This is a genomic window from Streptomyces sp. NPDC002680 (genome assembly GCF_042889145.1).
GTDB classification, from domain to species: Bacteria; Actinomycetota; Actinomycetes; order Streptomycetales; family Streptomycetaceae; genus Streptomyces; species Streptomyces adonidis.
The window spans coordinates 334,729-358,512 of record NZ_JBIAQP010000008.1; the positions used below are offsets into that span (position 1 = coordinate 334,729).

Sequence of the window (23,784 nt, forward strand, 5' to 3'; positions counted from 1 at the left end):
GGACCCGGTAGCGTTAACCGACGATTCCGAAGGTCCCCCATCAGTAGGAGTCCCGGTGACGCAGAGTGGACAGGGCGAGGAGCCCTCGCAGCGCGTGGCGCGCGAAGGCATCGTGCTGCCCTCCGACGGCGGCGAACCGCTGCTGCCGGGCATGACGGGGGGAAGCGCCGGCCGACCGGTCCCCGCGCAGGCACCGCCCCCGCCCCCGCCGACCCCGACCGGCGGCCAGGCCTGGGGCCAGCCGTGGGGCCCGGACATGAACCAGCACCAGGGGCAGTCCCAGGGCCCGTACGAAGGGCAGTCTCAGGGCCGGCACCAGGGTCCGTACGAGGGTCAGCCTCAGGGACAGAACCAGGTCCACTCTCAGGGTCGGCACCAGGGGCAGCCCCAGGCCCAAGGCCAGGCGCAGGGCCAGGCCCAGGCTCCGGCGGCCGAGGGCTGGCCGGCGACGCCCGACGCCCAGCCGCACCAACAGTGGGGCGCCCAGGGACAGTTCCAGCCCCAGTCCCAGCCTCAGTCGCCGCAGCAACAGCCCGAGCAGCAGGCCCCGTCGGCACCGGCGTGGAACAACGACCCGAGGGCGACCGGGGATTGGTCCCAGCAGCCCGGCTACGGCGCCCAGCCGACCCCGGGCGCCCCCCTCCCCGTACCGCACGCCCCACAGGGCGCCGGGTCCGCGCCGCTCCCGCCCGCGACCGGGGGCACCCCCATGCCGCAGCACCAGGAGCAGCCGTACGGCCAGGGCCAGCACCCTGGCGCGTACGGGCCGTACGGCGGCGCCCCGCTGCCCCCCGAGGGCGGTGCGGCGGTCCCGTACGCCGCCGCGCCCGGTGCTCCGCTGCCGCCCGCCGACGAGGGCGCGACGCAGTACATACCGCCCGTTCCCGGCACCCCCGGCCCGGTCGTCGACCAGGCCACCCAGTACCTCCCGCCCGTCGCGGCGCACGCCCCCGCGCACGCCAACGAGGCGGCGACGCAGTTCCTGCCGCCCGTGGGACCCGGCGCGCTGCCGCCCGAGACGAACGCCGAGGCGACCACGTTCCTGGGCCGGGTGCCGCAGGCGGCCCCCGCCCATCCGGACGCCCAGGCCACGCAGTACATCCCGCCGGTGCCCGCAGGGCCGTACGGCGCCCCCGACGACCGGCAGCCGCCCTCCGCCTTCGACAACCTCTTCCGCGGCGGCCCGGCCGCCGACGCACCGGCCGGTGCCACCCAGCAGCTGCCCCGCGTCCAGCCCCAGCAGCCCGGCCCCCCGGCCTACGCCCAGCAGCCCTCGTACGGCTTCCCGAACGCCGCGCCCCACGCGCCCCACGACCTGGACGACCGGCACGATGGGCGAGGTGGGGGCAGACGTTCGCGGGTGCCCGTCATCGCGGCCCTGGGGATCGGGATCGCCGTGCTCGGGGTCGGGGCCGGTGCCCTGCTGAGCGGCGGGGGCGGGGGCAGCGACGACGACGCGGGCAACAAGACCGTCGCGGCGACCTCGGCCGCACCGGAGGAGTCCGGGTCACCGGCCGCCGATCCGGCGAAGGCGCAGGCCGTCGAGCTGGACAAACTGCTCGCCACCAGCAACAACAGTCGGGACGCGGTGATCAAGGCCGTGGCGGACGTCAAGTCCTGCGACAACCTCGGCCAGGCGGCCACGGATCTGCGCGACGCCGCCCAGCAGCGCGGCGAACTGGTCACCCGGCTGTCGTCGCTCCCCGTCGACAAGCTCCCGAACCACGCCGCGCTGACCGAGTCCCTCACCAAGGCGTGGCAGGCGTCCCAGTCGGCCGACAACCACTACGCGGCCTGGGCCGACCAGGTGGCCCGCAAGAACGGCTGCAAGAAGGGCCAGGCCCGTACGACGAGCCAGACCCAGAACGGCAACAAGCAGAGCGGGATCGCCACCACGCAGAAGGCCCAGGCGGCCGAGCTGTGGAACGCGATCGCCAAGTCGTACGGCCTGACGGAACGCCAGTCCACCCAGCTCTGAGTGTCCGCTGCGGGTCAGCCGTCCGCCGCGTTCTCCAGCAGCTTCGTCGTGTTGATGAAGCCCTTGCGGGCGGCGACGAGCCGGCCGTCGCGGACGACCTGGAGCGTCACCTGCGCGTTGACCAGGCGCGGAAAGCCGACCACCGACAGCAGGTCCTCGAAGCGCCAGCGCAGCGTCGGGGTGAGGCCCCCGGTGCTGACCTGGAGGCCGTCGTCGAGGGCCCGCCGGACGGTGGTCGAGGAGACCTCGCCGTCCAGTGACTCGACGACCGCCTTCAGAACGGTGTACGCGATCCAGGTGGTCTGCACACCCGCGTCCTGCGGGTCGATGCGGTCGTCGTCGAACGCCTCTTCGTTGATGACCTTCTTCATGTCGTCCCAGCGGGCGTCACTGGCCACCGGGTACCAGCCGGTGATGTACGAGTCCTCGTACGGGCCGGACTTGCCGCCGTTCGCGTTGATCACGGTCTGGTCGACGCTGCCGAGGACGTTGGCGGTGCGTACGTCCGGATAGTCCTCGCGGTCGCGCCGGAAGGAGTCCATGAAGGTGTTGGTCCGGTCCCCGAGCGCCGGCACCACACACCCCTTCTTCTCGGTCTCCGACCCGGTCCCGGCCTCGGTCTCCGTCTCCGTGTCCGTCGTACGTTCGAGGGCGCGCTTCGCCTGGGTGCCGTACTCGGTGGCGTCCTCGGGGGCCAGCTGGTCCAGGGCCTCGGCGTGTCCGCCGGCCTTCAGACCGGAGTCGAGGAGCTGGGGCAGCTGGTCGCCGGCGATGCTGTCGGGGCGTATCAGGGCGACGGGACCGCAGACGGTGGCGAGTTCCTTGCCGAGGCCGGCCAGGAGGGCGGGCGAGCCGCCGTTGACCGGGTAGGACATCGGGTTGGTGAACTCGTCGTTGGTGACGCCGTAGCCGCCTATGAACGGGATGCCGGCGGAGGCCAGCGGGCCCAGGAAGTCGTCGCCGAACTGGCTGTAGGAGCCGACGACCGCGACGACGTCCTCGTCGACGGCCCGCCGGGCGCACTTCACGGCCGTCACCCGGTCGTTGCGGTCGTTGCAGGTCAGGATCTTGAGCTTGCGCCCGTTCAGACCGCCGTTGGAGTTGATCCAGCGGGCGTACGCCTGCGCCATGGCCGGCATGCCGGGCTTGTTGGTCGCGTTGGTGTCCTGTGGCGCCCAGGTCATCACGGTGATGTCGCCGCCCCCCGACGCGTCCGAGGTGCCCGGGATGACCCCGCACCCGGCGGCCAGGGCCGCGCACACGGCCAGTGCGCTCAGTCTGAAGGGGGCGCGGAGGGTGGTACGGAAGGTGCTGCGGGTGCGTCGCCTGCCGGTCATGGTCATGCACGATTCCGTCACACAGCCAACCCGGGTGTGACCCTTGGTCAATATCCGGTGACGCCGAGGTGAATTACGGGGGCCGTTGTTCTCATTTTCACAGGGAACGTACGATCGGTGACCGTGCAAGGTTCGGAAGACTCTTCCCGTCGCGGCCGTCGCTCCTCCACCATGGGCGGCATGCCACTCAACGACATGCCGTGGTGGCGCTGGCGCAGCAATGTGCGCTCCGCGCTGCACATGCTCTCCGACCCGGTGTTCCAGCGAGACGTCTGGCTCGCCGGCGTCGACGGATACGGGGACGTCACCGACGCCGTGTACCGCCTGGTCGAGGACACCTGGCTGGACAGCTGGTCCGCCGAGAAATACGTCGGCACGATCTTCCGGGACTCCCAGGAGGCCGCCCTCGTCGACACCGCCGTGCTCCGCGTCCTGCGGATCATGCACCAGGTCGGCCCGGACGCCCCCGTCTCCGCCTACCTCGACCACGCCGGCTGGCCGGAGGCGGTCCGGGCGGCCCGGGACGCCCACGTACGGCTGGCGGCGAGCGACGGCGAGGAACCGGACACCCCGCCGCGCACGCTGGAGGTACTGCGGATACTGACGCGTTCGGCGTAGGGGTCGATGGTTCCGACGGGCCGTTCCGTCGGGCTGTTCCGCGTGGCGGACGGGAGTCGGCCGTTCGGGGCGGATATGGGACCCTGTCCGGCATGAACGAGCAGTCCAGCCAGGCAACGGCCCCCGCCGAGAAGCCCGGAACGAAGTCCGCGGAGCAGTACGTCCTCACCCTCTCCTGCCCCGACAAGCAGGGCATCGTGCACGCCGTGTCGAGCTATCTCTTCATGACCGGCTGCAACATCGAGGACAGCCAGCAGTTCGGCGACCGGGACACGGGACTGTTCTTCATGCGCGTCCACTTCTCGGGTGAGGCGCCGGTGACGGTGGAGAAGTTGCGGGCGAGCTTCGCGGCGATCGGCGACGCCTTCCACATGGAGTGGCAGATCCACCGGGCCGAGGACCGTATGCGGGTCGTCCTGATGGTCAGCAAGTTCGGCCACTGCCTGAACGACCTCCTCTTCCGCGCCCGTATCGGCGCGCTGCCGGTGGACATCGCGGCGGTCGTCTCCAACCACACGGACTTCGCCGAACTGGTCGCCTCGTACGACGTCCCCTTCGTCCACATCCCGGTGACAAAGGACACAAAGGCGGAGGCGGAGGCGCGGCTGCTGGACCTCGTACGCACGGAGAACGTGGAGCTGGTGGTCCTGGCCCGCTACATGCAGGTCCTGTCGGACGACCTGTGCAAGGCCCTGAACGGCCGGATCATCAACATCCACCACTCCTTCCTCCCGAGCTTCAAGGGCGCGAAGCCGTACCACCAGGCACACGCGCGAGGCGTGAAGCTGATCGGCGCGACGGCCCACTACGTCACCGCCGACCTGGACGAGGGCCCGATCATCGAGCAGGAGGTCGAGCGGGTCGCCCACGACGTCACGCCCGACCAACTGGTGGCCATCGGCCGCGATGTGGAGTGCCAGGCGCTGGCACGGGCGGTGAAGTGGCATGCGGAGCGACGAATCCTCCTCAACGGGCGGCGGACGGTGGTGTTCGCGTAAGCGGGTGCGACGGTTGGGGTGGCTGCGGTGGTCGCCGTGGTTGCGGTGGGGCCAGGACGCCAAGGGGCGGTCGTCCTGGACGCGGGGGCGGGTGCTCGCGTCGCTGGCCGTACTGACCGCCGCCCTGCTGACGTTCCACGGGGCCGTGCCCAACACCCCCGGCAACCTGGGCAGCCTGCTGGAGGCGTTCCTCCCCTGGCTGGGCCTGACGGTCCCCGTACTGCTGCTCCTGGCCCTGCTGCGCCGCTCGGCCACGGCACTGGTGGCGCTGCTGCTCCCGGTGACCGTCTGGACGTACCTCTTCGGCGGGCTGCTCTTCCCCCGGGCCGGTGAGGAGGGTGACATCACGGCGATCCAGCACAACGTCAGCGACGAGAACCCCGACCCGGCGGGCACGGCGAAGGCGCTGATGGAGGCCGGCCCAGAACTGATCGCGCTGGAGGAACTGACCCCCTCAGCGCTGCCGCTCTACGAGAGGACCCTGGCCCCCGCCTACCCCCACCACGCGGTCGAAGGCACGGTCGGCCTCTGGTCGAAGTACCCGCTGACGGACGTACGGCTGCTGGACATCAGGCCGAAGGGGATCGGGGAGGGCTGGGACCGCGGACTGCGGGCCGCCGCACGCACGCCTTGGGGCGAGATCGCCGTATACGTGGCTCACCTGCCCTCGGTCCGCATAGGGCCGACGGGCTTCGCCTCCGACAACCGGGACGAGAGCGCGGGACTGCTGGGCAAGGCGCTGGCCGCGGAGACGACGGACGAGGTGATCCTGATGGGTGACTTCAACGGAACGCTGGACGACCGCGGACTGGACCCGGTCACGTCGCGGACGAAGTCGTCGGAGGGACGTTTCGCGTTCAGCTGGCCCGAGGGGTTCCCCGTCTCCCGGATCGACCACGTACTGGCGCGTACGGCGACGGTAACCGACGTACGCACCCTGCCGGCCACGGGCAGCGACCACCTTCCGGTGATCGCCGGCATCAGACTCGCCTGACGGCGAGCGATGAGTTCCGCCGTGGCCGCCGGTCTGTATCTCCGACAGGCGATCGACCGCGCTTGAGGAGAGCATCGTGACCGTGACCTACACCTTCGACGTGTTTTCCAGCCTCGACGGCTTCGGCGCCGCCGGCGGCGACTGGACCGGCTACTGGGGCAAGCAGGGCCCCGAGCTGCTCGACCACCGCCTCGCCCTGTACGGCGAGGAGCAGCGGATGGTCTTCGGGGCCAACACGTACCGGGCGTTCGCGGGGATGCTGGCGGCAAGCACCGAGGATTCCGAGGTACGTGATCCATGGGTCACCCGGATGGTGAACCTCCCGGCGACGGTGGTGTCGACCACGCTGCAAGCCCCCCTCGACTGGCCGGACGCGACCGTCGTGAGGGGGGACGCCGTGGACGTCGTAGCCCGGCTCAAGAAAGAATCCGAGGTGCCGTTGCGCTCGCACGGCAGCCTGTCGATGAACCGGGCGCTGATGGCCGCAGGTCTGGTCGACCGCGTCCAGGTGACGCTGTTCCCGGTGATCACCGGCCGGACCGGGCTGGACCCGATCTTCCAGGGCGCGGCCGACTTCGACCTCGAACTGATCGAGAGCAGGACGCTCGACGGCCACATCCAGGAGCTGGTCTACCGGCCTGCCCTGCATCCGGCCCGGTGAGGTTGTGTCAACGACAGTCGGCCGTACTGTCGAACCCGTTGACCGAGGAGGACTTCTGATGCGCAGCGTGACCTATTCGATGAGCGTTTCCCTTGACGGCTACATCGTCGACCCGGATGGCGGCATCGACTGGACGGTGCCCGCCCCGGAGGTCTTCCGCTTCTGGATCGACGAGATCCGAGACGTCGACGTCCACCTGATGGGACGACGGCTGTACGAGACGATGCTGTACTGGGAGACCGCCGACCAGAACGGCTCGCTCGACGACGCCGAGCTGGAGTGGGCCGCGCTCTGGAACCCGCTCCCGAAGGTGGTGTTCTCCACCACGCTGTCGGAGGTGCAGGGCAACGCCCGCCTGCTCTCGGGCGGCCTCACGGAGGAGATCGAGCGGTTGCGTGCCGAGCCGGGGGAGGGCGAGATCGCGATCGGCGGGGCGACGCTCGCCGCAGAGGCGTCCGCGGCAGGCCTGATCGACGAGTACCGGACCATCGTCTACCCGGTCCTGATCGGCGGCGGCATTCCGTTCTTTCCCCGGAACGAGCGCAGGGTGGACCTCGAACTGGTCGAGACCCGCACCTTCAACTCGAAGGTTGTGTATCTCCGCCATCGGGTGGTGCGTTAGCCGGTTTACCTGCCGGGCCGTAGGAAGAACGGGCCAGTTGGTGACGTCTTCTGAGCGAGGATCACGTCCCGTGTCTGTTGAGGGCGTGGGCGGTGCGGGTGATGGCGCCGGTGCGCGTCGGGCTGAGGGTGACGTGGTGCAGGGGGCGCCAGGGGTGTTCGAGTTCGGTGGTGGTGCGTTCGCCCGGGGCGCGGACGGTTCTGATCAGGGAGTTCGTTGCGCGGGTGTCGGCGTGCAGGGCTGGCTCGGACTTGTCCGTGGGGCGTCGGACGGGGACCCGGATACCGACGCCCGTACCGATAGCCCTTGTCCGTCAAAGTCGGCATCCTCTCGGCGGCTGCCTTGTGCCGCGCGGGTAGCGCGTGGCGGCGAGCGGCGGTGATATCTGGGGTGGAGCGGTCTCGGGGCCACGGGTACGACGTGTGAGGGGGCGTTCCGGCCAGGCGACCCGGTGTCCTCTGGACAGGTGGTGGACGGTGGTGTTCGCGCAGGGCGTGAGTGGTTTCCGGCCAGTCCCGTCGAAACCGCTCTGTGTGGCGCCGGGCGCTTCTGATCTCGGTACCTGGTGATCCAACTGCCCAGGTTTCTAAAGGAAGTTCGACGTCAGATGCGTCGAGGCGACGCATGGGAACCACTGCCGGTTCGAGTGACCAGGTCTGAGGTGCCCGGGTTGTTCGACGGGGTGATCTGGCAGCCCTCAATAATCGAACACCTGATCGTATTTGGCTTATTATTTGCCTTGTGTGTCCCTGGTGGCACGTGTTGTGATCTGACGCATCCACTACAAGCTGCAAGTCCGGCCATATGTGGTCAAGTTACGCATCGCCGGTGAATTGCTGTCCAGTTTTGTGAAGCGGGGGCGTTGTGGGGTCGGAGGCGGCGTTTCGTCACGTCGGCGTACGTGCAAGACGTATGCGTAAGTCGTTTGCTCTTGTTGTGACAGCGGCCGTGCTCGCGGGTCTCTCCGCGCCGGCCGCTTTTGCTGTTGCTCCTGCGGCGAGTGCGAACTCGTCCTCGGGGGCTTCCACAGATATCGGCTCCGAAGAAGCCACCTCGGAGGCCAGGGCAGCTGCCGAGGAGGCGGCCGATACCGGTGAGCGGGTGGAAATCCTCGGGAAGCGCACCGAGTATGCGACGACGTTCGCGAATCCGGACGGCGTGACCTTTTCGCTGAGCCAGTCCGCGGTTCCGGTGCGAGTCGAACAGTCGGATGGCTCGTGGGCCGAGCCGGACGCGACGCTGGAGCGGCGGGCCGACGGCTCGATCGGTCCGAAGGCGGCCGTGGCGGAGGTGTCGTTCTCCGCCGGAGGCGCCGGTGCCGATCTGGTGACGGTGGCCGAGGGAGAGCGGTCGTTGAAGGTGGGCTGGCCGGGGGAACTGCCCGAGCCGGTGCTGGACGGTGCGTCGGCGGTGTACGCGGATGTGCTGCCCGGGGTGGATCTGAGGATGACGGCGACCACTGAGGGCTACCGCCAGGTGCTGGTGGTCAAGACGGCCGAAGCGGCGGCCAGTGATGAGCTGGAGAAACTGGACTTTCCTGTTGAGGCCCAAGGGCTGACGCTGCGCGGCGGCGTCGGTGGGGGCCTCAACGCAGTTGACGAGAACGGCAACGCGGTGTTCCGTACCCCTGCCGCGCGTCAGTGGGACTCTGCCGGTGACGCGGCGGAATCCGGGACTACCACGATGTCGCTCACCGCTTCGGACTCGACCGGCGCGGCGAACGACGCTCCTGTTCACGACGGTGATTTCACTCCTGATCCGGCCGAAGGCCCCAGCGACGGGGATGCTTCCGCCGTCCTGCCGGTCACTGCGGACAACGACTCGATCACAGTCGTGCCGGACGCCGAACTGCTGACCGGCGCGGACACCGTGTACCCGCTCTACATCGACCCGGATGTTTCCTGGGGCGGGTCGGAGCGGACGCTGCTGTCGTCGGACGGCGACACCTTCTACAACTTCTCCGGCGGTGACGACGGTGAGGGCGTCGGCTACTGCGGTACGTACGTGACGGGCGGCATCGGCTACTACTGCGGCTCGGGTTACAGACAGCGGATGTATTTCGAGTTCGCGCCGACCGCGCTGCGCGGCAAGCGGGTGCTGGGCGCCACGTTCCGGGTGACCGAGCGATTCTCGATGTCCTGCGAGAAGACGACCGTGCAGCTCGTCCGGACACCGAACATCTCGTCGGCGACGAATTGGCCCGGTCCGACCAGCAACTGGGACATCCTGGGCGACCGTACGGTCTCGGCCGGTCGCGGTGAGGCGTGCACACCGAGCCAGCCGGATGCACCGATCGAGTTCAAGGACGACCCGGACCAGAGCTACGAGAACCTCACTCACACGGTGAAGGTCTTCGCGGAAGGCGGCTTCTCCCGGTTGACCTTGATGTTGAAGGCGTACAACGAGTCCGACCCCAACGGCTGGAAGCGGTTCGACGACGACGCGGTGCTCGATGTCACCTATGTGGGACTACCGGGTGTGCCCACGAGCCCGACCGTGGGCACCTCGTGCGAGACGAACTCGGCAGACCCGGCCTGGCTGTCGAACCCGAAGCCGAAGTTCGGCGGAGTGGTGCAGACGGCATCGGGCGGTGAGTACGACGCGCACCTGCGGGCCCACTTCTATGTGCAGGAGAAGCAGTCCGACGGAACCTGGGGCCCGGACGCGGTGACCGAGCCGGTCCGGCCGCCCGCCCCCGGCTACGTCGTTGACGGAACCAAGGTTACGGAGGATTCCCCGATCACCTTGAAGCAGAACACCCCGTACAGGATGGCGGTGTTCTCGCGCTCCTACTACAACAGCGGTGCGAACCACATCGAGAGCAACAGCACTGTGAAGACCAAGGGCTGGTGCTACTTCACGATCGACTCGACGCGGCCGAAGGCGCCCACGATCACTGCTCCGACGGGCGCGCTGTACGAGGTGTGCCCGGACGAGGGTGACGGCTGCGGTGCCGCGACCGGCGGGCCGGGGAAGGCCGGGCAGTTCGTCTTCACCAAGAACACGGCTGACAACAACATTGTGGCGTTCGAGTACAAACTCGCCACCGACACCAAGTGGACCAAGGTGTCGGGGACGAGTTCGGTGACGCGTTCAGTGAAGCCCGCGCTGTCAGGCGTCCAGGTGCTGTACGTGCGGGCGGTGGACAGCGTCGGGACGGGGCAGTCGGGCGAGGCGACCGCGATTCGGTTCAACGTCGCCGAGAGCCAGGGCGCCTCGGCCAGGTGGCACTTCAACGACAGCCCGGTCAACTCCGGCGAGACCACCGCGTCCGACTCCGCGACGACTGACGGAGCACGGCACCCGGCCACCCTCTACAACACCGGCGCGGGATGGTCAGCGCTCGGCCGCCGCGGCTCGGAGGACCGTTCCCTGGTGCTGAACGACAACTCCGACACCACGAGGCAGACGGGCTACGCCGCGACTGCGGGACCGGCGGTCAACACGCAGTCCTCGTACACCGTCTCCGCCTGGGCGAACCTCACGGACGACAGCGTCTACCGGGGCGTCATGTCGCAGACAGGCACCGACAGTTCGGGCTTTGTCCTCTACTACTCGGCTGGCGTCAAGCAGTGGGTGTTCCGCTTCAACTGGACCGACAACACGGGACGGCACTTCGTCACCAAGAACTCGACCGCCGTGGGCGTGCCCCTGAAGGTGTGGACCCACCTCGCTGCCGTCTACGACGCCGACGCCGCGACCATCCAGCTGTACGTCAACGGCCGCGTTCAGGGCGCCCCCGTGGCCGTGCCGGCCGGCGGAGAGATCCAGACCCCCGACAGTGCCTTGCAGGTCGGCCGGGCCAGCTATGAGTACGGCGCGTACACGCAGTACTGGAAGGGCCGCATCGACGAGGCTGCGGTCTTCCAGGAGGCCCTGCAGCCGTCGGACGTGGCCAAGGAGGCCAAGCTGCTGGATTCCACCGGCACCGGCACCGCCACCGAACTCATGGCTGCCTGGAACGGCAATGCACTGACCGACACCCTGACCGGATACGGCCGTTCGCTCGCCCTGTCCGGGGGCGCCGCGCTGGACGGTGAGTCGATCGTCCTTGACGGCACGAACGACGCGGCCACCGTGACCGGACCGGTCGTCGACGACACTGGTTCCTTCACCGTGACAACCGAGATCGAACTCGACCGGACCGCTCTGAGTACCAAGGCAACCGGCTACGTCGGCCAGGTCCTCGGCCAGCGCACCGCCGACGGCTCGGCCTGGGGTCTCTGGTACCAGCAGACCGGTACCGAGACCTGGTTCGACGACGACGGGAACCTGCACGAGGACCCGGCCGGGTACTGGAAGTTCGGCCGTCTGAACAGCGACGGCAGCTTCGACGCGGTCACTTCCGACAGCGCCGCGGTCACCGGCGCGGTCCGCCTGACCGGGGTGTACGACGCGCAGGACGGCACCATCCGTCTCTACCTGGACTCCACGCGCAACGACGTGGAGACCGTGTACACGGCGCAGGCCGGCACGGGCGAACTTGCCGTCGGCAAGGGGTACGTCGCCGGGGCCTGGGGTCACTACCTGCCCGGCAGGGTCAACGACATCCGGATCTGGGTCGGCGCCGCCGCGGACGGCGATCAGGTCGACACGATGATCGGCTGATCTCCGGTGGCCGGCCCGGGATGACGCCCGGGCCGGCCACCACACCGCCACGCTTTCCGTGCTCCAGTCTCACGCGGTCCCTCTCACACTTCTCACGGGGGTCATCTCTCAATGTTCGGGAAACGAAGGTCACGGCTGTGCCGTTGGCAGGTACGGGCCATACCCGGGGTGGCGCTCGGGGTTGCCCTGAGCCTCACCGGCGGTGGGCTGACCGTCGCACAGGCGGCCGAGAGACCCAAGCCGCTCTCGGCGCTGTGGCAACGGGACACCAGCGAACCCGAGGCGGTGACGACACCCGGTGCCAAGGCCGAGCGCGAGCGGGTCGCCAATCAGCGCAAGGCCAACGACCGTCAGGCCCAGCGGGCCCGCGCCGAGCAGAGGGTCGACTGGCCCGGCCCGGCCAACCACACCCTGGGTATCGGCCGGTCGGCCGACGCCACTACATCCGTCGGCGAACTGCCCGTAGCGCTGACCGCGCCGAAGACGGCGAAGAAGGCCGCGTCGGGCACCGCCTCCGTGCAAGTGCTCGGCCACGAGGCGGCAACCGGCCTGGGCATCAAGGGCGTTCTGCTCAGCGTGCGCGCAGAGCAGGGCGGCTCCGCCCAGGTCAGTGTCGACTACGGCCGGTTCGCCTCCGCGTACGGCGGCGGCTGGTCGGGGCGGCTGGGCCTGGTGAGCCTGCCGCAGTGCGCCCTGACCACCCCGGAGAAGACCGAGTGCCGCAGGACGACACCCGTGGCGTCCCGCAACGACATCGACGGGCAGTCCGTGACCGGCACGGTCGCACTGGCAAACGCGGCGCCGACCGTGCTGGCCCTGGCCGCGACCGCGTCCGGCGAATCCGCGTCCGGCGCGGGCACCTTCGAGGCGACGCAGTTGTCCCCGTCGGCGACCTGGGAGGCAGGCGCCTCCTCGGGCGCGTTCAGCTGGTCGTATCCGATGGATGTCCCGCCGGCCCCGGGAGCCGCTCCGCCGCTGACCCTGAGTTACAACTCGGCCACCGTGGACGGGCAGACGGCGGCCACGAACAACCAGACCAGCCAGGCCGGTGAGGGCTTCGACCTGTCCGCGAACTCCTACGTCGAGCGTTCCTACGGGTCCTGCGACGAAGACGGGCAGACCGACAAGAACGACCTGTGCTGGAAGTACGACAACGCCAGCCTGGTACTCAACGGCCAGGCGACCGAACTGGTCAAGGACGACACGACCGGCGCGTGGCGGCTCAAGAACGACGACGCCTCCACGGTCACCCTGTCGACCGGAGCCGACAACGGCGACAACAACGGCGAGTACTGGACCGTCACCACGGGCGACGGTGCTCGCTACGTGTTCGGCCTGAACAAGCTGACGGGCGCCGATACCGAGCGCACCAACTCGGTGTGGACCACCCCGGTCTTCGGCGACGACTCGGGCGAGCCCGGCTACGACCAGGGGAGCGCCTTCGCCGGCCGTGCGGTCACTCAGGCCTGGCGATGGAACCTCGACTACGTCGAGGACCTGCACGACAACGCCATGTCGTACTGGTACACGAAGGAGTCCAACTACTACGGCAAGAACGGCGCGAGCACCGGGACCACCGACTACGTCCGCGGCGGCTACCTCACCAAGATCCTCTACGGGCAGCGGGCCGCCGCGCTGTTCTCCGGGGTCACCTCCGCCAAGGTCGAGTTCACGTACGCGGAGCGCTGCACGGCCGCGGACTGTTCGGAGCTGAAGGACTCCACCTCGCAGAACTGGCCGGACGTCCCCTTCGACACGATCTGCGCCTCCGGCGCGGACTGTCTCGCGACCAGCCCGGCGTTCTTCACCCGCAAGCGGCTGACCGGCGTCAACACCTTCGCGTGGTCGGCGGGCACCAGCGCCTTCACCCCCGTCGACTCCTGGGCGCTGACTCAGCAGTACCTCGACGGCGGGGACATCGGTGACACCTCGGACCAGACGCTGACGCTCAAGAGCATCACGCGCACCGGAGAGGCCGGGACCGACCTCGCCCTGCCCCCGATCACCTTCACCTACAGCATGCGGCCCAACCGGGTGGACGCGACGGACGACATCCTGCCGCTCTCCAAGCCCCGCATCCGCACGGTCACGTCGGAGACGGGCGCGATCACCGACGTGACGTTCTCCGACCCGGAGTGCGCGCGCGGCAGCAACATGCCCACCGCCGAGGACGACAACGCCAAGCCCTGCTACCCCCAGTACTGGCACATCAACGGCGCATCAGAAGCCTCGGTCGACTGGTTCCACAAGTACCGGGTGCTCGCCGTCGTCACGAGCGACCCGGCCGGTCACAACGAGAACGTGGTCAACAGCTACACCTACGCCGACCCAGCCTGGCACTACAACGACTCGCCGCTGGCTCCGGCCGAGGAACGGACCTGGTCCATCTGGCGCGGCTACGGCACCGTCACCTCCTCCAAGGGCACCGGCGGCAACCTGTCCAAGGTGACCTCGGTCTATCTCCAGGGCATGGACGGGGACCGGCTCCTGGGCAGCGACGGCGCGCTCGACCTGGACACCCGCCGCTCGGCAAGCGTTTCCGGTGTTGCCGTGTCCGGCTTGAGCGTGCCGGCGCAGAAGGACAACGACCAGTACGCGGGTCTCCTGCGCCAGCAGATCACCTACAACGGCACCACACCGATCACCGTGGCCGTCAACAACCCCTGGGCGAAGCGGACCGCCACCCAACACAAGTCGTACGCCGACACCGAGAGCTACTACGTCGGCATCGACAAGTCCACCACGTCCACCTACCTGACGGCTTCTGGCAGCTGGCGCAGTCGCTCCACGGCCAGCACCTACGACGACTACGGCATGGTGTCCAAGGTCGACGACACCGGTGACACCGCGAAGTCGGGCGACGAGACCTGTACCCGCACCTGGTACGCCCGCAACGACAGCCTGGGCATCAACTCCATGGTCTCCCGGACCCGGGTCGTGGGCCGGGCCTGCTCGGTCGCGGAGACCGACCTGTCTCTTCCGGCGACGACGGCCACTGCGGGCGATGTCCTGTCCGACTCGGCCACCTTCTACGACAACGCCACGACCACCGTGTGGAGCGTCGGCCAGACACCCACCAAGGGCGAAGCAACCTGGACTGGCCGCCCCAGCGGCTACCCCGCGACCGCGACCGGCGGTGAGCGCAACCCGGCGTCCTGGCAGACGACCGGCCGTACCACCTACGACGCGCTCGGCCGCTCCCTGACCACCACCGACGCGGGCGGCAACGCCACCACCGTCGCCTACACCCCGACGACGACCGGACCGCTGACCCGCACCCAGACCACCGACGCCAAGTCGCAGAAGTCGTACATCTTCTTCGACCCGACGCGCGGTCTGACGACCAAGACCTACGACGTCAACAACAACCTCACCGAGTCCGCCTACGACGCGCTCGGCCGGACCACCTCCGTGTGGCTGCCCAACCGCAGCAACTCGGGCAAACAGAGCGCCAGTTACGTCTTCCGCTACTCCGTTACCAACGACGCCCCCTCATGGACGTCGACCGGCACCCTCAAGGCGGACGGCGACACCTACGCCACCAACTACAAGATCTACGACTCGATGCTCCGCACCATCCAGACCCAGACGCCCGGAGCGACCAGCGGACGCATCCTCACCGACACTCGCTACGACAGTCGGGGACTGGCTGACGAGACCTACGCGGACGTCTACGACGCCGCCGCGCCGTCGGGGACGTACATGCAGGCCGAGTACGGCGAGGCACCCCGCCTGACGAAGACCGGCTACGACGCGGCTGGCCGGCCCGTCACCACCACGTTTCTCACCGGCGGCGTGCAGCAGTGGCAGACCACCAACAGTTACACGGGTGACTCCACCGCCACGACCGGCATCCCGGGCGGCTCCGCCAAGCGCACCATCACCGACGCCCTGGGACGCACGGTCGAGGAACGCCAGTACGCGGGCACTTCGCCCACCGACACCGAGTTCGGCGGCGCCGCCGGAGCGGCCCACACCGGCACCCGGTTCACGTTCACGCCCGATGGGAAGAACAAGACGATCACCGGCCCGGACGGCGCAGCCTGGTCCTACACCTACGACCTGTACGGCCGTCAGATCGCGGCGAACGACCCGGACAAGGGCACCACGGTCACCGGCTACACGGCGCTCGACCAGGTGTCCTGGACGAAGGACGCCACCGGCCGCGCCGTGATCTCCGCCTACGACGTGCTCGGCCGTGTCACCGACACCTGGAAGTCCGCCGTGAACGCGGACCTCACCAGCGCCTCGGTACTCACCGCACAGAAGACGGACGCCAACAAGCTGACCCACTCCGAGTACGACACGGTCACCGGAGGCAAGGGCCAGCCGGCGTCCTCCACCCGGTACGTGGGCGGCGCCACCACCACCGGGTCCGCGTACACCCAGAGCGTCACCGCGTACGACAAGCAGTACCACGCCACCGGCACCCGGCTGACGCTGCCCGAGGGCGACGGCCTGGTCACCTCCGGGGCGCTGGCCTCGAACACGCTCGACTTCTCCAGCTACTACAACGTCGACGGCACCCTGCAGTACACCAACCAACCGGCGGCCGGCGGCCTCGCCGCGGAGAAGGTCGAGTACGGCTACAACGACCGGGGACTCGCGACCACCCTCACCGCCGGCGGCCAGGGCATCGTGCTGGGCACCACGTACACCGACCTGTCCCAGGTCTCCACCCAGCGCCTCGGTGTCTCGGAGGCCACCGGGGTGATGAAGGTCGACGTCGTCCACGACTACGAGGACGGCACCGGACGACTGCTGCGCACCGAGGTGCGCGGTCAGGCCCACGCGTACGACGCGTTGAACCTTTTCTACTCGTACGACACGGCCGGCAACGTCACCAAGATCTCCGACACCACCACCCTCGGCGGCACCGGCGCGGCCGACCACCAGTGCCTGGACTACGACGGCTACCAGCGAGTCACAGATGTCTGGACGCCCGCCGGTGGTGACTGCTCCGCCACGCCCACCACCGCGGCCCTGGCCGGCGCGGCCCCGTACTGGACGAGTTACACGTACACCGACGGCGGGCAGCGCGCGACCGAGAAGAAGCACCGTACCGACGGCACCGACACCACGGTCAACTACTGCTACAAGGGTGGCTCCACCCAGCCGCACACCCTGCTGACCACCACCAGCGGTTCCTGCACCGGCGCCACCGCGACCTACGCCTACGACGCGGCCGGCAACACCACCAAGCGGCCCGACGGCTCGGCCACGCAGTCCCTCGCCTGGGACGACGAGGGCCGACTGGCCAAGGTGACCGAGGACCCGAGCGGCACCCCGCGCACCACGGACTACGTCTACGGGGCGGACGGAAACCTGCTGATCCGTCGCGACGCGGCCGGGGAGTCGGTGCTGTACCTCGGCTCCACCGAGGTCCACCTCAAGGCGGGCAAGAAGTGGGCCGACCGGTACTACGGCATCGGCGAGAGCACGGTCGCGATGCGCAGTACCCAGAGCGGTACGGCGCAACTGTGCTGGCTCGCCGGGGATCAACAGGGCACGAACAGCGTGGCCATCACAGCTGACGCGACGCAGACCCTCACCAAGCGCTACACCACAGTATTCGGCGAAAGCCGCAGCGGCGGCACGGGAACCTGGCCCGACGACAAGGGCTTCCTCGGCATGACGACCGACAGCGGAACAGGTCTGACCCACCTAGGAGCACGTGAATACGACCCGGTCATCGGCCAGTTCCTCAGCGTCGACCCGGTGCTCCAGGCAGAGATCCCACAGAGCCTGAACGGCTACAGCTACGCGGGCCAGAACCCCGCCACCTTCTCCGACCCGGCCGGAACCGAGATCGGCTCCCGTCCCAACTCCTGCCAGTACGACCTTCAGTACTGCGACAAGAAGACGCAGCAGGATGTGGGCTACGACCCGAAGACCCGCACGGTGGACCACACCAAGGGCAACCAGGTGGGCGACGGATCGATCGCGAACGGGAAGGCGAAGACGAAGAAGCTGCCCAAGATCGTCTACGACTGGATGACCGAGGACCTCAACTACCAGGGCACGCGGTGGCTCACCGAACCGCAGTACAAGACGTGGCTCAGAACGGCGACCGACGACCAGGCCAAGGCCCAGATCTCGTTCTTCAACGCGTGCTTGCAGGGTGGTAGCGCGAAGGACTGCATGAGCAAGGCCGAGAACGTCAAGATCGAGGAGGAAGAGGCGGACGACCATGCCTTCTTGAGCGACGACTCAGCCGAGGTGCTGTCCACGGTCGGCAACCTCGCGACCATCGCAGGCATAGTGTGCCTCGTCGTCGGTGCCGCACCCGCGGCGGGCATACTGGGTCTGGCAGCGGTCCTCATCGGCGGGGTTCTGGCACTCGACGCATGCATCGCCGACACGTTCAGTATGGGCTGCGGTAACGCTCTCCTCTCCACCGCTGCCGGATTCATTCCGATGGCGCGCAGCGGCGAAGCCATGCAGGCCGTCACCACGATCGGCAGCGGTATCGGCCGGGCCGGGCGAGCGTTCGCGAGCGGCGCACGCAGCGCTTGGCGAGGTGTCAGCGGCCTGTTCGGCGGCTGACGCATAGGGGCCCGGTCGTTCTCCTCGCGGGCGCCTGAGGTCCCCGCGAGGATAACGACCGGCAGGAGAGAATGAGGGAATGACGAAGAACCTGGAGCGCATCACCCCCTGGTGGGACCGTCGGGTCATGGGCGGTCTCCTCGTCGCGGTCCTCCCCGTGACGGGGATCGCTGCGACCGCCGCCGGGTCGATGCGTGAAGCGAGTGTGTCGGGGATCTTGGTGGTCGTCGCTCTGTGGTTGGTGTTCATCTGGGCAGCACGCATTCACCTGTTGCCGTCCGTGTCCGTGAGTGCCACCACCCTGGTGATCCACAATGTGTACGACCGGTATCGGATCCCCTGGCGGATGGTGTCGGGCATCGATTGGGAACCCCGGTCAGGCGAGCTTTCTCTGGAACTGGCGAGCGGCTCGCGGGTGCGGGTCGAGGCGTTCAGTCGTTGGCCGTCGTTCGGCCGCCACCGGAAGGTGATCGAGATACTGGAAGAGGGCCGTCGTCTGGCGGTGGCAGGCGGGGGTGGGACCGGTGCGGGCTCGCCGGTGGACGAGGTGGGCATCACCGAGACCTCGGGAATCACCGAATTCGTCCTGGGGCTCGCCTTCGGGATCATCCTGCTGGCGTTGGTGGTCAGGGGCGTCATCGTGCTCCTGAACTGATGCACGGTTTCCGCGACGTGCTTGCCGCCACCGCGGGCTTCGGCCATCTGGCGACGAGCCCGCACCAGGAATGGCCGATACCCCAATCCTGGCATCCTCGCCGGTTCCGGCCGCTGTGGCCTCCGGTGGCGGATCGGCGGCGGCGTCGAGGCTTCTGCGGGGGAGCAGAAGGCTGGAGTAGGAGATCAACTCGCGGAGACTGTAGGAAATGACGAAGAACCTGGAATGCATCACCCCTTGGTGGGACCGCAAGGTGTTGGCAGGCCTCGGTGTCGTGGCCGTCACGTCGGCGGCCGTCGCGGGCATCCGGGCGATGTCCGAATTGAGCGTGTGGCACGTATCGTTGATCGTCAGCCTGCTGTGCCTGATGATCTGGATCGCGCGCGTGCAGATGGTGCCGTCCGCGTCCGTGAGCGCCTCCGCCCTGGTGGTCCGTAACCTCTACCGCACCTACGAGATCCCCTGGCAGCTGTTGACGGGCATCGACTGGGAACCACGGGAAGGCGTGCTCTCTCTCGACCTGTCGAACGGTCAGCGGGTGCGCGTCGAGGCGTTCAGTCGTTGGCCGTCGTTCGGCCGTCACCGGAAGGTGATAGAGACGCTGGAAGAAGGTCGTCGTCTGGCGGCGACAGACCAGGGTGAGACCGGCGCCAGGGCGCCGGCGGATGACGTACGCATCACCGAGGCCTCGGGAATCACCGAAATCGTCATGACGCTCGTCTTCGGGGTCACCCTGGTGGCGCTGGTGGTCAAGGGCGCCGCCGCACTCTTGAACTGATGCACGGGTTTCCGTGATGAGCTTCAACTCGTGGGAGAACGCAGGGAATGACGAAGGACCTGGAACGCATCACCCCCTGGTGGGACCGTCGGGTCATGGGCAGTCTCCTTGCCGCGACGATCCCCGTGACGGGGGTCGTCGCGGCTGCCACGGGGCCGAAGTCCGAAACCAGTGTGTCGGGGATCCTGCTAATCGTCGCTCTGTGGTGGGTGCTCATCTGGGCGGCACGCCTTCAAATGCTGCCGTCCGTGTCCGTGAGTGCCACCACCCTGGTGATCCACAATGTGTACGACCGGTATCGGATCCCCTGGCGGATGGTGTCGGGCGTCGACTGGGAACCCCGGTCGGGCGAGCTCTCTCTGGAACTGGGGAACGGCTCACGGGTGCGCATCGAGGCGTTCAGTCGCTGGCCGTCGTTCGGCCGCCACCGCAGGGTGATCGAGATACTGGAAGAGGGCCGTCGTCTGGCGGCGGCAGGCCAGGACGAGACCAGCGAGGGGGCGCCGACGGACGAGGTGCGCATCACCGAGACCTCGGGAATCTTCGAATTCCTTTTGGCGGTCGCCTTCGGGATCACCGTGCTGGCGATGGTGGTCAGGGGCGTCATCGTGCTCTTGGGCTGACGGTCTGTTCCGTACCCGACCTCCAATCGGCTGCGGAGCGACGCCGATTCCAGATCTGCGGACTGAGTGACCTGCGCTCGTGACAGAGCCTGGCGCGAGCGCTGATCACGCCCACTACGGGACGCGGGAGTCAAAGCGTTGCCGCTACTCCCCGCCCCGTTCACCCCTTTCCTCCCCTCCGCTCTTCGAGTCAGCGGGCAGCACATACGACCCCTTGCCCGGGACCGTGTAGATCAACCCCCGTTCCCGAAGCTCCCGCATCGTGCGGCGTGCGGTCATCTGTGCGATGCCGTACTCCTCGGCCAGCCGTGCCGGCGTGGGGATCATGCGGTCGGGTGCGTACTCACCGCTCGTGATCCTCGCTTCGAGTACGTCTGCGAGCTGTGCGTAGAGAGGGCGTCCAGACTCCGGATCAAGACTCATGACTCGACATTAGGCAGTCGTACATGTGTCCACATTATTAGCTCTAGCTACATCGTGATGCATCTAGGTACGTCACACACTACTGTGGGAGCGCAACGAAACAGAGACCCCGGCGGTGCGCGAACACCCCGGGGCACGGCCACCAACCCTCTGGAGGTTGACGACGTGCGCAACCGTATCGCGGCCGCACTGCACCGGGCCTTGTGTCCAGTAGCGCTGCTGGTTCTGTGTTTGGCCCTGCCTGCCACCGGTAGGCGCCGCAAGGCGGCGCTTGAACCACGCCGAACCGTCATGAGCAGCGGGAACGTGAAGGAACAAGGACGCCTTGTCGCGCGTCTGGTTACCCCGCGTTCTCCGTACAGCACCGACCGCGCGCCCCTCGACGGAGCATCGTCGGCACTGTCGCGGCCGTACTTGCCCGAGCACATCTACGTTCGGTCCTCCGCAAGGCCCCGTACCGCGAGCGTGCGGCCCCATTGGACGGCGCGCGAACGAGCCGTGCGGTTGCGGCGTCGTGCCGTCGCGGTGTTGGCCGCCGACTTCCGCATCAGCTTCGACACCCGCGACATTCACTCCGTGCTGGACGGGGTGAGGTCCCGATGACCGGACTTACGGCTGGCGTCAGGTGCGGGAGGGTCCGAGCCCTGATCTTCTACCGGGCTATGACATTCAGTGAAGCCGGGGCATACGTACGGGACGAGGGGCACAAGGGGCATCACCGGGACGCACGGGGCGGCATGTGGGACGTCCGCCCTCTCCGGTTCGAGTCGAACGCCGAGAACGGAGTGCCCGAATGAGCACTGCCCGTGGGGCTGCCCCGACGCCGGAGTCCCCGTATGTGTCCGGGCGTTGCACCATCGGCACCCACGAGCAATGCCCGGACGCCGAACCTCGTGACAGTGGCGTTCCCGGGCTGCGCTATCTGGTGTGCACCTGTCCATGTCATCGTCCGACGCCGGGCTTGGCGGCGGGAGTGCGTGTATGAACGCCAATGCCCCTGTGCAACAAGGGAGTCGGTGCAGGTGCGGCTGAAGTCGTACGGGCGGACACTCGCCCTCATGACCATGTCCGGGTCTGTCGTTCTGCTCGTCCTCGACGTCCTGGAGATCATCCAGTAGCGCCGGATCAGGCCCGCCCCCTCTGCGCAACACCTGTCGCAGAGGGGGCCTTACGCCTGCCCGTGCCCCCCGCGCCCACGATGCCGTCAAGGCAGGTTCAGTGCGCGCCGAGCCCGGTTGATGACGTTGTGGGCGTCGGCCCCGTACACCGCGGACTCCCGCAGCGTGTTCCAGACCCGCAGGTACGTCGCGACCGAGTCGGTGTCGTCCAGCCACAGTTCCGCGTGCCAGTCCTCGGCGATCACGAGTCTGTCGTCCAGGATCCAGAAGCCGTTCGCCGTGGGGATCTTGAGGGAGGCGTTCAGCGGGATGATCCCCAGCTCGACAGTGTCCATGCCGATCAGGCCCGTGAGACGGTCGAGTTGGGCGGCGAGGACGGGCGGAGGGCAGATCAGGGCGTGGAGAGCCGCTTCCCACACCAGGGCGTGGAACCTGCGTCCGCCGCCCTCGTACAGCCACTCCTGGCGCTTCATCCGCGCGCGGACAGCCGCGTCGGTGTCCCGCGTCGAGCCCAGGAGGTCCGAGTAGCGCAGGAACATGTGGCGTGCGTAGTCGGCTGTCTGGAGCAGGCCGGGGATGACGGCCTCCTCCCAGGCGTGGATGGTCCTCGACCGTTCGACCTCGATGTTCCAGCTGTCCTGTACGGGACGGTGTCCGGCGGCCAGTTGGCGGCGCCAGGAGCGGATGTGGGACTCGAAGCCCTTGAGACGCGCGTCCAGTTCGGCGAAGGCGTTGGGTTGGCCCACCCCTTCGGCCCAGGCGCGCAGGTCTTCGGAGGTCGCGGTCTGTCGGCCGTTCTCCAGTTTGTAGATCTTGGAGTGTGGCCAGCCGAGCCGCTGAGCGAGGTCGGTGCCGGTGAGCCGACCTCCAGGTGCCGAGAGCCGTAGTTCCCGGAGGCGCACTCCGAGGGTTTCCCGGGCCTGCTGAAAGTCTGTGCTCACCGGCCTCGCTCGCTATCCGTTCGCGCCGAGCCGCGCCGCGAACTGGTTGTGCGGCACGGCGTGATGCCTTGCGGCATCGCGGACCTGGCAGTACCGGAGCACCTCCGCAGGCTCCGTGATCACCTCCACGTCGTGGAGGACGTCATCGTCGTCGAAGTTGAGCAGGGCGACCAATCGGCTGTCGAAGATCCAGAAATCTTCGGCGGGAAGCCGCTGCGCTTCGGCATCACTGCGCCATAGGTACCGCATATCCTCCCCGGCCGCCGCGTTGCGCGGTGCGTCGGTGAGCAGGAAGAGCTGGCCGGTGGTCGGCTGCTGGTCGACGATCCGTACGCGGCCGATGGTCTTGCCGGCCTCGGTCTGGGTCCGGATGTTGCGTGACCATTCGTCGTCGTAGTCGAGGGTGATGCCGCCGGTCTCGACGAATTCGGCGTACGTGGGATCCTCACGGTCCGATGCGTAGCCCCGGCGGGTCTCCAGGCGCCAGGCCGTGTGCTCGAACGTCTCGAAGAGCTGCCGGAACTCGGCCAGGTCGATCAGCTTGGCCACTCGGTCGATCTCCTTGGGGCCGTGGTTGACGAGGAGTTCCCGCGGTACGACAACCGCCGTGTCCGTGGGGCCGAAGTGCTGGAGCTGGGCGAGGTCATCGGGGTCGGTGAGCGGCTCGCCCTGGACGATGATCTGCCCGGAGCCGAGATCCTCGTGAATGGCTGGGCATCCGCCGTTCTTGCTGTCCGTGCCGTTGAAGCGCAGTCGTCGTGCCATGGCCGCCTCCTCTTGGTGTGGATGCTGTCACCACCAGCTTCACCAGGTGTGCTGTGCCGATCTACAGAGTGCACTCCTTTGAGTGAGACCAGGTGAGAACATTCGGCCAGGTTCGGAGA

At 68.3% G+C, this 23,784-nt stretch carries 15 protein-coding genes; 11 read left to right on the forward strand and 4 right to left on the reverse strand.

Going from position 1 to position 23,784, the window contains the following annotated elements:
- Nucleotides 1-55: 55 nt before the first annotated feature.
- A complete protein-coding gene (locus tag ACFYXF_RS22870) occupies nucleotides 56-1,978 on the forward strand; it encodes a hypothetical protein (RefSeq protein WP_389351772.1) in 1,923 nt (640 codons plus the stop codon).
- 14 nt (nucleotides 1,979-1,992) lie between these two features.
- On the opposite strand, the gene ACFYXF_RS22875 is transcribed toward ACFYXF_RS22870, so the two are convergent.
- Nucleotides 1,993-3,315, reverse strand: coding sequence for an ABC transporter substrate-binding protein (locus tag ACFYXF_RS22875; RefSeq protein WP_389351989.1), 1,323 nt, complete (start codon nucleotides 3,313-3,315; stop codon nucleotides 1,993-1,995).
- A gap of 117 nt (nucleotides 3,316-3,432) precedes the next feature.
- On the opposite strand from ACFYXF_RS22875, the gene ACFYXF_RS22880 reads away from it, so the two are divergent.
- The 10 genes from ACFYXF_RS22880 (at nucleotide 3,433) to ACFYXF_RS22925 (ending at nucleotide 20,418) form a co-directional block, all read left to right on the forward strand.
- Complete coding sequence (locus ACFYXF_RS22880; RefSeq protein WP_369033027.1) at nucleotides 3,433-3,933, forward strand: hypothetical protein; 501 nt, start codon at nucleotides 3,433-3,435, stop codon at nucleotides 3,931-3,933.
- Between the two features lie 92 nt (nucleotides 3,934-4,025).
- Nucleotides 4,026-4,931: a formyltetrahydrofolate deformylase gene (gene purU, locus ACFYXF_RS22885; RefSeq protein ID WP_389351774.1), complete on the forward strand. Its 906-nt coding sequence runs from the start codon at nucleotides 4,026-4,028 to the stop codon at nucleotides 4,929-4,931.
- Nucleotides 4,879-5,925 carry an endonuclease/exonuclease/phosphatase family protein gene (locus ACFYXF_RS22890; RefSeq protein WP_389351775.1) on the forward strand — a complete coding sequence of 349 codons (1,047 nt, stop codon included), beginning with the start codon at nucleotides 4,879-4,881 and terminating at the stop codon, nucleotides 5,923-5,925. The genes purU and ACFYXF_RS22890 overlap by 53 nt, the downstream gene beginning before the upstream one ends.
- A gap of 76 nt (nucleotides 5,926-6,001) precedes the next feature.
- The gene (locus ACFYXF_RS22895; RefSeq protein WP_389351777.1) at nucleotides 6,002-6,586 is read left to right on the forward strand and encodes a dihydrofolate reductase family protein; all 585 of its coding nucleotides are present in this window, start codon (nucleotides 6,002-6,004) and stop codon (nucleotides 6,584-6,586) included.
- Between the two features lie 58 nt (nucleotides 6,587-6,644).
- Nucleotides 6,645-7,208: a dihydrofolate reductase family protein gene (locus ACFYXF_RS22900; RefSeq protein WP_389351779.1), complete on the forward strand. Its 564-nt coding sequence runs from the start codon at nucleotides 6,645-6,647 to the stop codon at nucleotides 7,206-7,208.
- A gap of 936 nt (nucleotides 7,209-8,144) precedes the next feature.
- Nucleotides 8,145-11,816, forward strand: coding sequence for a LamG domain-containing protein (locus tag ACFYXF_RS22905; RefSeq protein WP_389351780.1), 3,672 nt, complete (start codon nucleotides 8,145-8,147; stop codon nucleotides 11,814-11,816).
- A 168-nt stretch (nucleotides 11,817-11,984) separates the two neighbouring features.
- Nucleotides 11,985-18,362: an RHS repeat-associated core domain-containing protein gene (locus ACFYXF_RS22910; RefSeq protein WP_389351782.1), complete on the forward strand. Its 6,378-nt coding sequence runs from the start codon at nucleotides 11,985-11,987 to the stop codon at nucleotides 18,360-18,362.
- A 127-nt stretch (nucleotides 18,363-18,489) separates the two neighbouring features.
- Nucleotides 18,490-19,017 carry a hypothetical protein gene (locus ACFYXF_RS22915; protein WP_389351784.1) on the forward strand — a complete coding sequence of 176 codons (528 nt, stop codon included), beginning with the start codon at nucleotides 18,490-18,492 and terminating at the stop codon, nucleotides 19,015-19,017.
- A 208-nt stretch (nucleotides 19,018-19,225) separates the two neighbouring features.
- Nucleotides 19,226-19,795 (forward strand): PH domain-containing protein, encoded by a 570-nt coding sequence (locus ACFYXF_RS22920; protein WP_389351786.1) that lies wholly within the window; start codon nucleotides 19,226-19,228, stop codon nucleotides 19,793-19,795.
- Between the two features lie 47 nt (nucleotides 19,796-19,842).
- Nucleotides 19,843-20,418 (forward strand): hypothetical protein, encoded by a 576-nt coding sequence (locus tag ACFYXF_RS22925; RefSeq protein ID WP_389351788.1) that lies wholly within the window; start codon nucleotides 19,843-19,845, stop codon nucleotides 20,416-20,418.
- A 144-nt stretch (nucleotides 20,419-20,562) separates the two neighbouring features.
- On the opposite strand, the gene ACFYXF_RS22930 is transcribed toward ACFYXF_RS22925, so the two are convergent.
- From ACFYXF_RS22930 to ACFYXF_RS22940, 3 genes are all read right to left on the reverse strand, one after another.
- Nucleotides 20,563-20,841 (reverse strand): GntR family transcriptional regulator, encoded by a 279-nt coding sequence (locus ACFYXF_RS22930; RefSeq protein ID WP_389351789.1) that lies wholly within the window; start codon nucleotides 20,839-20,841, stop codon nucleotides 20,563-20,565.
- Between the two features lie 1,204 nt (nucleotides 20,842-22,045).
- Nucleotides 22,046-22,900: a helix-turn-helix domain-containing protein gene (locus ACFYXF_RS22935; RefSeq protein WP_389351791.1), complete on the reverse strand. Its 855-nt coding sequence runs from the start codon at nucleotides 22,898-22,900 to the stop codon at nucleotides 22,046-22,048.
- Between the two features lie 12 nt (nucleotides 22,901-22,912).
- Nucleotides 22,913-23,665, reverse strand: a complete 753-nt coding sequence (locus tag ACFYXF_RS22940) for a DUF6879 family protein (protein ID WP_389351792.1) — start codon at nucleotides 23,663-23,665, stop codon at nucleotides 22,913-22,915.
- Between the last annotated feature and the right edge of the window lie 119 nt (nucleotides 23,666-23,784).

Excerpts from the sequence above, each read along its gene's own strand:
- ACFYXF_RS22930 (WP_389351789.1), bottom strand. The coding sequence starts at position 20,841 with ATGAGTCTTGATCCGGAGTCTGGACGCCCTCTCTACGCACAGCTCGCA.
- ACFYXF_RS22900 (WP_389351779.1), top strand. The coding sequence starts at position 6,645 with ATGCGCAGCGTGACCTATTCGATGAGCGTTTCCCTTGACGGCTACATC.
- ACFYXF_RS22940 (WP_389351792.1), bottom strand. The coding sequence starts at position 23,665 with ATGGCACGACGACTGCGCTTCAACGGCACGGACAGCAAGAACGGCGGA.
- ACFYXF_RS22875 (WP_389351989.1), bottom strand. The coding sequence starts at position 3,315 with ATGACCGGCAGGCGACGCACCCGCAGCACCTTCCGTACCACCCTCCGC.
- ACFYXF_RS22925 (WP_389351788.1), top strand. The coding sequence starts at position 19,843 with ATGACGAAGGACCTGGAACGCATCACCCCCTGGTGGGACCGTCGGGTC.
- ACFYXF_RS22920 (WP_389351786.1), top strand. The coding sequence starts at position 19,226 with ATGACGAAGAACCTGGAATGCATCACCCCTTGGTGGGACCGCAAGGTG.
- ACFYXF_RS22915 (WP_389351784.1), top strand. The coding sequence starts at position 18,490 with ATGGGCGGTCTCCTCGTCGCGGTCCTCCCCGTGACGGGGATCGCTGCG.
- ACFYXF_RS22890 (WP_389351775.1), top strand. The coding sequence starts at position 4,879 with ATGCGGAGCGACGAATCCTCCTCAACGGGCGGCGGACGGTGGTGTTCG.
- purU (WP_389351774.1), top strand. The coding sequence starts at position 4,026 with ATGAACGAGCAGTCCAGCCAGGCAACGGCCCCCGCCGAGAAGCCCGGA.